The 8,376-nt window shown below is 59.0% G+C and carries 8 protein-coding genes and 1 pseudogene; 4 read left to right on the top strand and 5 right to left on the bottom strand.

The window, feature by feature from the left end; all coding sequences use genetic code 11:
- Positions 1 to 193: pseudogene (locus HJB89_RS32905) on the bottom strand (sugar ABC transporter substrate-binding protein); the annotation flags it as partial.
- Between the two features lie 306 nt (positions 194 to 499).
- Between HJB89_RS32905 and HJB89_RS32900 the strand changes: the two are divergent.
- The 4 genes from HJB89_RS32900 to queE all read left to right on the top strand — a co-directional run bounded on the left by HJB89_RS32900 (position 500) and on the right by queE (position 3,457).
- Complete coding sequence (locus HJB89_RS32900; RefSeq protein WP_221117907.1) at positions 500 to 1,552, top strand: LacI family transcriptional regulator; 1,053 nt, start codon at positions 500 to 502, stop codon at positions 1,550 to 1,552.
- A gap of 113 nt (positions 1,553 to 1,665) precedes the next feature.
- The gene (gene queC / locus HJB89_RS32895; protein ID WP_207581920.1) at positions 1,666 to 2,376 is read left to right on the top strand and encodes a 7-cyano-7-deazaguanine synthase QueC; all 711 of its coding nucleotides are present in this window, start codon (positions 1,666 to 1,668) and stop codon (positions 2,374 to 2,376) included.
- A complete protein-coding gene (gene queD / locus HJB89_RS32890) occupies positions 2,376 to 2,732 on the top strand; it encodes a 6-carboxytetrahydropterin synthase QueD (RefSeq protein WP_207581921.1) in 357 nt (118 codons plus the stop codon). Before queC ends, queD begins: the two co-directional genes overlap by 1 nt.
- The gene (queE, locus tag HJB89_RS32885; RefSeq protein WP_221133239.1) at positions 2,729 to 3,457 is read left to right on the top strand and encodes a 7-carboxy-7-deazaguanine synthase QueE; all 729 of its coding nucleotides are present in this window, start codon (positions 2,729 to 2,731) and stop codon (positions 3,455 to 3,457) included. The genes queD and queE overlap by 4 nt, the downstream gene beginning before the upstream one ends.
- An 11-nt stretch (positions 3,458 to 3,468) precedes the next feature.
- Here the strand turns inward: queE and HJB89_RS32880 are convergent, their stop codons facing one another.
- The 4 genes from HJB89_RS32880 to nrdI form a co-directional block, all read right to left on the bottom strand.
- Positions 3,469 to 4,686 carry an adenylate/guanylate cyclase domain-containing protein gene (locus HJB89_RS32880; protein ID WP_207581923.1) on the bottom strand — a complete coding sequence of 406 codons (1,218 nt, stop codon included), beginning with the start codon at positions 4,684 to 4,686 and terminating at the stop codon, positions 3,469 to 3,471.
- Between the two features lie 102 nt (positions 4,687 to 4,788).
- Positions 4,789 to 5,763 (bottom strand): class 1b ribonucleoside-diphosphate reductase subunit beta, encoded by a 975-nt coding sequence (nrdF, locus tag HJB89_RS32875; RefSeq protein WP_207581924.1) that lies wholly within the window; start codon positions 5,761 to 5,763, stop codon positions 4,789 to 4,791.
- Positions 5,764 to 5,779: 16 nt separating this feature from the next.
- The gene (gene nrdE, locus HJB89_RS32870) at positions 5,780 to 7,984 is read right to left on the bottom strand and encodes a class 1b ribonucleoside-diphosphate reductase subunit alpha (protein ID WP_221151017.1); all 2,205 of its coding nucleotides are present in this window, start codon (positions 7,982 to 7,984) and stop codon (positions 5,780 to 5,782) included.
- Positions 7,963 to 8,367, bottom strand: a complete 405-nt coding sequence (gene nrdI, locus HJB89_RS32865; RefSeq protein ID WP_221151016.1) for a class Ib ribonucleoside-diphosphate reductase assembly flavoprotein NrdI — start codon at positions 8,365 to 8,367, stop codon at positions 7,963 to 7,965. Before nrdI ends, nrdE begins: the two co-directional genes overlap by 22 nt.
- Between the last annotated feature and the right edge of the window lie 9 nt (positions 8,368 to 8,376).

The following is an 8,376-nucleotide window of genomic DNA, read 5'->3' as shown; positions in this document are numbered from 1 at the left end:
CGGCAACCGGCACGTCCTTCCAGGCAAAACCTTCCTTCGACAGATCCTGCTTCAAAACGTTCAGCGCCGCTGCCTCGCCGCCAGACGTCCACCAGTGCAGCATCTGAACTTCTTTCACGTCAGCTGCCTGGGCGCCACCGAGGCCAGCCATCATCACGACGGCAATCGCCGCCGAGCTCAAAAACTTGCGCATGAATTTCCTCCCATTTGAAAATCGGCGGCGGGCCCTCCCTGCCGCCCGATGTTTTCCGCCGTGCAGCGGTCGACATACGGCCGCGCTCCTCCGCGCGGTTGATAATTTAAAACGTTATAAGCGTGTAGTCGTCAAGCCCTTTCTCGACTCCCGAGAAAAATATGGTTATTTCACTATATATCTGATTTAGTTCGCTAAATTTTAAACAACTAACAAACCGTTAAAATTTAAAACGTTTTCATTCGTTGATTGCACCCTGGACTCATCATGTTATTGTATCCGCAATTCCAGCATGGAAAGCCCAGAGTGACCGAACCGTCCCGGCCGCAACGCGGCGAAAATCTCGAGATCACCCATAAGCGCAGCAAGCCGACCTTGCGAACGATCGCCACGATTGCCGGCCTTGCGGTGACGACAGTGTCACGGGCGCTCTCCGATGCGCCGCAGATTTCGCTGGAAACCCGCCAACGCGTCCACCGTATCGCCCGCGAGATCGGCTATCTCCCTGATCGGGCCGCGCAGCGTCTGAAGACAGGCCGTACCAATGTCATCGCCATCCTGCTCGATTCGCACGAGGAGGTCGTCGGTTTCAGCACCTCGATCATGTACGGTATCGCCAAGGCGCTGAAAGAAACCTCCTATCATCTCGTCGTCGCCCCGAACTTCCTGTCGACGACCGATGTCGAGGCGGCCGAATACATTATCCGCAACCACCTTGCCGACGGGCTGATCTTCACCCGAACCGAACCGCTCGACGCCCGCGTTCGCCTGCTGCTCGAAACCGGCTTTCCCTTCATCTGTCATGGCCGCACCGAATTTTCGACGCCGCATCCTTATGTCGACTACGACAATTTCACCTTTGCCTATGAGGCGACGCGCCGGCTGATCGCCAAGGAGCGCAGAAAGGTGGCGGTGATCCTGCCGCCGAAACGGCTGACCTTCTGCCAGCATATCCTGCACGGCTTCATGACCGCGGTGCGCGAGGCAGGCATCGCCTACGAGATCCCCGAAGCGGTCGATCTCGATACGCCGGCGGACGTGCTGCGCGATTTCATCTGCAGCCGCGCCGTCGCCGCGGATGCTCCCGAAGGGTTCATCTGTCCCGGCGAAGTCTCGGCTCTCGCCGTCATCAGCGGCATGAGCGACGCCGGCCGGACGCTCGCTGTCGATTACGATATCGTCGCCAAGGAAACGTCCCGCCTTCTTACCCAGCTGCAGCCGAAGGTCGATACGATTCACGAGGATCTCACAGCGGCCGGCGAGGATCTGGGGCGCATGCTGCTGCAGCGCATCAACAATTCCGATGCCCAGGATCTGCACCTGCTGCTGCCGCCGCAGATCAACTTTCCGATCGGCTAAACCCAACTCTGAAGCCTGGCGTCTTAAAACTATTTCCCTGACGCGTGATTTGCCCTAAAAGCACGCCGTAATCCGGTCGCAGCCCACCCGGTCAAAACAAGGGAATCCAAAATATGAAGACCATCGTCGTCTGCTCCGGCGGACTCGACTCCGTTTCGCTTGCGCACAAGATAGCAGCGGAAGAACAGCTTATCGGCCTCGTCTCCTTCGACTACGGCCAGCGCCATCGCAAGGAACTCGACTTCGCCGCGCGGTGCGCGGAACGCCTTGCCGTTCCCCATCATGTCATCGACATCGCAGCCATCGGCGGCCATCTCAGCGGATCGGCCCTGACCGACGATATCGAGGTTCCGGATGGCCACTATGCCGAGGAGAGCATGAAGGCCACTGTCGTGCCGAACCGCAATGCCATCATGCTGGCCATCGCATTCGGCTTAGCGGCCGCGCAGAAGGCAGATGCCGTTGCTGTTGCCGTGCATGGCGGCGACCACTTCATTTACCCCGACTGCCGCCCGGGCTTCATCGACGCCTTCCAGCGCATGCAGAACGAAGCGCTGGAAGGTTATGCCAGCGTCAAACTGCTTGCACCTTATGTCAACGTTTCCAAAGCGGCGATCGTGACCGACGGCGGGAAACACGGCACACCCTTTGCGGAAACCTGGTCTTGCTACAAAGGCGGCAGCCTCCATTGCGGCCGCTGCGGAACCTGCGTGGAACGCCGCGAAGCTTTCCATCTTGCCGGCGTGCCCGATCCGACGGAATACGACGACGATGACTTCTGGAAAGCGGCCGTGTCGCAATATTCCGCCACGGAGGTGCGTTGATGTACCGCATCACCAAGGAGTTTCATCTCTCCGCCTCGCACCAGCTGGATCACCTGCCTGCCGACCATCAATGTGCCAGGCTCCACGGCCACAACTACGTAGTGGTCGTCGAACTCGCCGCCGAAAACCTGAATGATGACGGCTTCGTTCGCGACTATCACGACCTTTCGCCGCTCAAGCGCTATATCGACGAAGCCCTCGATCATCGACATCTGAACGAGGTCTTCGGCCATTCGAAAGTCACCTCCGAATTCCTGGCCAGGCATTTTTACGACTGGTGCAAACAGCGCTTCCCCGAGACATCGTCGGTGCGCGTCAGCGAGACGCCGAAGACGTGGGCGGAGTACAGGCCGTGAGCGGCGAGATCATCCGTGTCAGCGAGATCTTCGGCCCGACCATACAGGGCGAAGGCCAGTTGATCGGGGTGCCGACGGTGTTCGTCAGGACAGGCGGCTGCGACTACCGCTGCTCCTGGTGTGACAGTCTTCACGCGGTCGACAGCACGTTCCGGGATCAGTGGAGTGCCATGTCCGCCGAGGCGATCTGGCAGGAGGTCACGAAGCTCTCCGGAGGCAGGCCGCTGACGATTTCCCTTTCCGGAGGCAACCCGGCGATTCAGCCACTGGGGCCATTGATCGAGCTCGGCCATTCCCGAGGATACCGTTTCGCGCTGGAAACGCAGGGAAGCGTAGCGCGGGACTGGTTTCGCGATCTCGACATGCTGGTCTTGAGCCCCAAGCCGCCATCAAGCGGAATGTCGACCGATTGGGAGCAGGTGGACGACTGTATTCGGCTCGCCGCCGGCGGGCCGGAGATCACATTGAAGATCGTCGTCTTCGACGATACCGACTACCTCTTCGCGCAACAGGTGGGCGAGCGCTATCCCGATATTCCCTTGTTCCTTCAGCCGGGCAACCATACGCCGCCACCGCCCGATGATGACGACGCACGCGTCGATATCGACGGCGTGATGGATCGGATGCACTGGCTCATCGAGAAAGTGACGGCTGACCGGTGGTTTTCAATCTGCGTGCTGCCGCAACTGCATGTGCTGCTTTGGGGAAACAAACGGGGGGTATGAGCCTGCCTGCGCTATCCCTCCGGAAAGGCGAAGACATCGACAGGCTCGCCGAGCCCGCGTAGCGGGAAGGTGCCGAGGCTGTCCATATCTTTCGCGCAGCCCGCCATTTCGATGAAGGCCCGCGACAGCAGCACCGGGCGCTTGACCTCCTTGGTCAAGCTTTCCAGCCGCGAAGCAATATTGACCGCCGGCCCGATAACGGTGAAATCCAGCCGTCGGCGGGAGCCGATATTGCCATACATGACATCGCCGACATGGACGCCGACACCGTAGCGCAGCGGTTCGCGCCCCATGCGAATATGCTCCTCGTTCAATTCAGCCATCGCCGCCTGCCCCTCGCGGATCGCCTGCAGCAGATCGAGGCAGGCCGCCTCCTTGGCGAGAGGGAAGATCGCCAGCAATCCGTCTCCCATGAACTTCAGAATCTCGCCGCCATACCGTTCGACCGGGTCCGAGATCGCATCGAAATAATCGTTCAGCAGATGGATGACGTCATCACGCGGCCAGAGATCGGAGATCGCCGTAAAATCGCGCAGATCGCAGATCATGATCGCCGCGCCGACGGTGGCGCCACTGCCGCGCGTCGTCACGCCCGACAGGATCTGCTCGCTCGCATGCGGCCCCACATAGGTCTGCAGCAGCGTGCGCGCCATGATGTTCTTCAGCCTGATTTCACTGACAAGCGTCAACGCCGGCAAGAGATCGCGCAGGAAATCGACGTGCTTACTCGCAAAACCGCCCGCCCGGCTGGTGGAAAACGTCACGACGTGCCGTTTGCCGAAAGTATGCTCGAGCGGCCAGGCGATATATTCGGTAAGGCCATCGTCATGCAGTTCCTGATAGAATGAATCGCCGTCGGTTATGCTTTCCAGCTGCCTGCGAACCTCCTCGGTACCCTGGTGGATCGCGTTGATGGGACTCGTCAGGAACTCCGGCGTGTTTTCGACGCCATAGGCGAATGTATCGATCTTCGCCTCCGCCAGTCCCTCCTTCCAGAGAATGCGGGCACCGATCCATTGCGGGTGGTTCACCCTGAAATGCAGCGTCGCCCGCGCCACCGGCACCCCAGCCGCCAGCAGCTTCCCGCACATCTGCACCAGGATATTGTCGATGAAGCGCTCCGCGCGCGTCTCGTTCACCAGCCAGTCGAGAATCCGTCTCCTGCGGATCGGCCAGACGCCTTCGTCCGCTTCGGCGGCAGTTCCGGCCTTGTTTGGAAAAGACGACATTAAAAACTCCGCTACGCCACATCATCGGCGAGGATCGACTTCATTTCCGCTGAATGTGGGCGATGGGGAAGCAAATGATAAGGGCCCGACTGCGATAAAGCCTCAGAAATCCCAGTCCTCGTCCTCGGTCGCGACAGCCTTGCCAATCACATAGGAGGAACCGGAGCCGGAGAAGAAGTCGTGGTTCTCGTCGGCATTCGGCGAAAGCGCCGAGAGGATCGCCGGATTGACCTTGCAGGCCTCGGCCGGGAAAAGCGCCTCGTAGCCGAGGTTCATCAGCGCCTTGTTGGCATTGTAATGCAGGAATTTCTTGACGTCCTCGGTCAGCCCGACTCCGTCATAGAGCGCTTCGGTATATCGAGCCTCGTTGTCGTAGAGTTCGAGCAGCAGGTCGAAGACGAAATCTTTGATCTCTTGCCGCCTCTCCTCGCTGAGCCGCTCCAGCCCGCGCTGGAACTTGTAGCCGATATAATAACCGTGCACCGCTTCGTCACGGATGATCAGCCGGATCATGTCGGCCGTGTTGGTGAGCTTGGCGCGGCTTGACCAGTACATCGGCAGGTAGAAGCCGGAGTAGAACAGAAAGCTTTCGAGGAAGACGCTGGCGACCTTCTTTTTCAACGGGTCGCCGGAGCGATACTGCTCCATGATCAGCGCCGATTTCCGTTGCAGAAATTCGTTTTCCTCCGACCAGCGATAGGCATCGTCGACATCGGGCGTCGAGCACAGCGTCGAAAAGATCGAGGAATAGGAGCGCGCATGCACCGCCTCCATGAACGAGACGTTGGAAAGCACCGCCTCCTCATGCGGCGTTGCCGCATCCTCCATTAGCCTGATGGAGCCGACGCCGTTCTGGATGGTGTCGAGCAGCGTCAGCCCGGTGAAGACCCGGATAGTGAGCTGCTGCTCGGCCGGCGTCAGCGTCGCCCAGGATGGAATGTCGTTGGAAAGCGGCACTTTCTCCGGCAGCCAGAAATTGCCGGTCAACCGGTTCCAGACTTCGAGATCCTTGTCGTCCTCGACCCGGTTCCAGTTGATGGCGCGCACGCGGGACGCCGGTTTGATTTGCATGTTCATGAAGTTTCCCGGTCGGTTAGAGCGTGCAGGAGACACAGCCCTGCACCTCGGTGCCGGACAGCGCCATCTGGCGAAGGCGGATGTAGTAGATCGTCTTGATGCCCTTCTTCCAGGCATGGATCTGCGCCTTGTTGATGTCGCGGGTCGTTGCCGTGTCGCGGAAGAATAAGGTCAGCGACAGGCCTTGATCGACATGCTGGGTCGCCGCCGCATAGGTGTCGACGATCTTCTCCGGCCCGATCTCATAGGCGTCCTGATAATAATCGAGATTGTCGTTGGTCATGAACGGCGCCGGATAATAAACGCGGCCGATCTTGCCTTCCTTGCGGATTTCGATCTTCGAGACGATCGGATGGATCGAAGAGGTCGAGTGGTTGATGTAGGAGATCGACCCTGTCGGCGGTACTGCCTGCAGATTCTGGTTATAGAGACCGGAAGTCTTCACCGCCTTCTTGAGAGCCGCCCAGTCCTCCTGCGTCGGAATATCGATGCCGGCAGTTTCGAACAGCGTCCTAACTTTCTCCGTCGCTGGCTTCCATTCCTGGCTCGTATATTTGTCGAAATATTCGCCGGAGGCATATTTCGAATTTTCGAAGCCCTTGAAGCTCGTGCCGCGTTCGACCGCGAGGAGGTTCGAGGCGCGGATTGCGTGGTAGGTCACCGTATAGAAATAGATATTGGTGAAATCGACGCCTTCCTCTGAGCCGTAAAAGATGCGTTCGCGGGCGAGATAACCGTGCAGGTTCATCTGCCCGAGGCCGATCGCATGGCTCTCGTCATTGCCCTTTTCGATCGAGGGAACCGAGGAGATATGGCTCATGTCGGACACGGCCGTCAGCGCCCGGATCGAGGTCTCGATCGTCTTGCCGAAATTGGCGGAATCCATCGCCGCGGCGATGTTCAGCGAGCCGAGATTGCAGGAAATATCCTTGCCGAGATGCTTGTAGGAGAGGTCGTCATTGTAGTCGCTCGCCTCGCTCACCTGCAGAATCTCCGAGCAGAGATTGCTCATCGAAATGCGCCCGGCGATCGGGTTCGCCCGGTTCACCGTGTCCTCGAACATGAGGTAGGGATAACCGCTCTCGAACTGGATTTCGGCGATCACCTGAAAGAATTCGCGCGCCTTGATCTTCTTCTTGGCGATGCGGGCGTCTGCCACCATCTCCCGGTAGTTTTCCGTCACCGAAATCTCGGTGAAGGGCACGCCATAGACGCGCTCGACGTCATAGGGCGAGAACAGGTACATGTCCTCGTTATTCCTCGCGAGTTCGAAGGTGATGTCAGGCACGACGACGCCGAGCGACAGCGTCTTGATGCGGATCTTCTCGTCGGCATTTTCGCGCTTGGTGTCGAGAAAACGCATGATATCGGGGTGATGGGCGTTGAGATAGACCGCGCCCGCGCCCTGGCGCGCGCCCAGTTGATTGGCATAGGAGAAGCTGTCTTCGAGCAGCTTCATCACCGGAATGATGCCCGACGACTGGTTTTCGATCTGTTTGATCGGCGCGCCGGCCTCGCGGATGTTCGTCAAGGACAGCGCCACGCCGCCGCCGCGCTTCGACAGCTGCAGCGCCGAATTGATCGACCGGCCGATCGATTCCATATTGTCCTCGACGCGCAGCAGGAAGCAGGAGACGAGCTCGCCGCGCTGTTTCTTGCCGGCATTAAGGAAGGTCGGCGTCGCCGGCTGGAAACGGCCGGAAATGATCTCCTCGACCACGTCGCGGGCAAGTGCCTCGTGCCCACGCGCCAAGGCCAGCGCCACCATGCAGATACGATCTTCGTAGCGTTCGAGATAACGCTTTCCGTCGAAGGTCTTCAGCGTATAGCTGGTGTAATATTTGAAGGCGCCGAGGAAGGTCGGAAAGCGGAACTTCTTGGCATAGGCCTGGTCGAACAGGTCACGCACGAAATTGAAGGAATACTGGTCGAGAACCTCCTGCTCATAATAACCCTCGGTCACGAGGTAATCGAGCTTTTCCCGGAGATTGTGAAAGAACACCGTGTTCTGGTTCACATGCTGCAAAAAATACTGCTTCGCCGCCATGCGGTCCTTGTCGAGCTGGATCCTCCCCTCGTCGTCATAGAGGTTCAACATCGCGTTCAGCGCGTGGTAGTCGAGCGCTTCCGCCGCTTTCAAAGGGCGTTCGCCGGCGGGATGAGCAAAAGTGTTATGCGGTTTTGCGCCCGCATCCCGCGTCAGAGTTGTTCCCGTGTCCAAAATCGTTCCATTCCGTGTTTAACGTTGGCGACATCCGCTTCGGTGCCCAGCAGCTCGAACCTATAGAGGTACGGCACTTGGCATTTCTGTGAGATCACGTCGCCGGCGAGCCCATATGTCTCGCCGAAATTGCTGTTGCCCGCGGCGATCACGCCGCGGATGTGTCCTCGGCTCTCCGCATCGTTGAGGAAACGGATAACCTGCTTGGGAACGGCCCCCTTGCCCCCGTCGCCACTGTAGGTCGGCACAACAAGCACAAAGGGTTCACGAATAAGGAATGCGTCTGCGGCACCTGTTGGAATGCGCGCCGCGCACATTCCAAGCTTGGCGACGAACCGATGGGTATTCTCGGACCGGCTGGAATAATAGACGATCAGCCCCATCGTTCGGCC

Origin of the sequence: Rhizobium sp. NZLR8, assembly GCF_019685025.1 — a bacterium.
Classification (GTDB): Bacteria; Pseudomonadota; Alphaproteobacteria; order Rhizobiales; family Rhizobiaceae; genus Rhizobium.
Note: the sequence above shows the minus strand (reverse complement) of the source record. Positions and strands in the feature narration are given on the sequence as shown.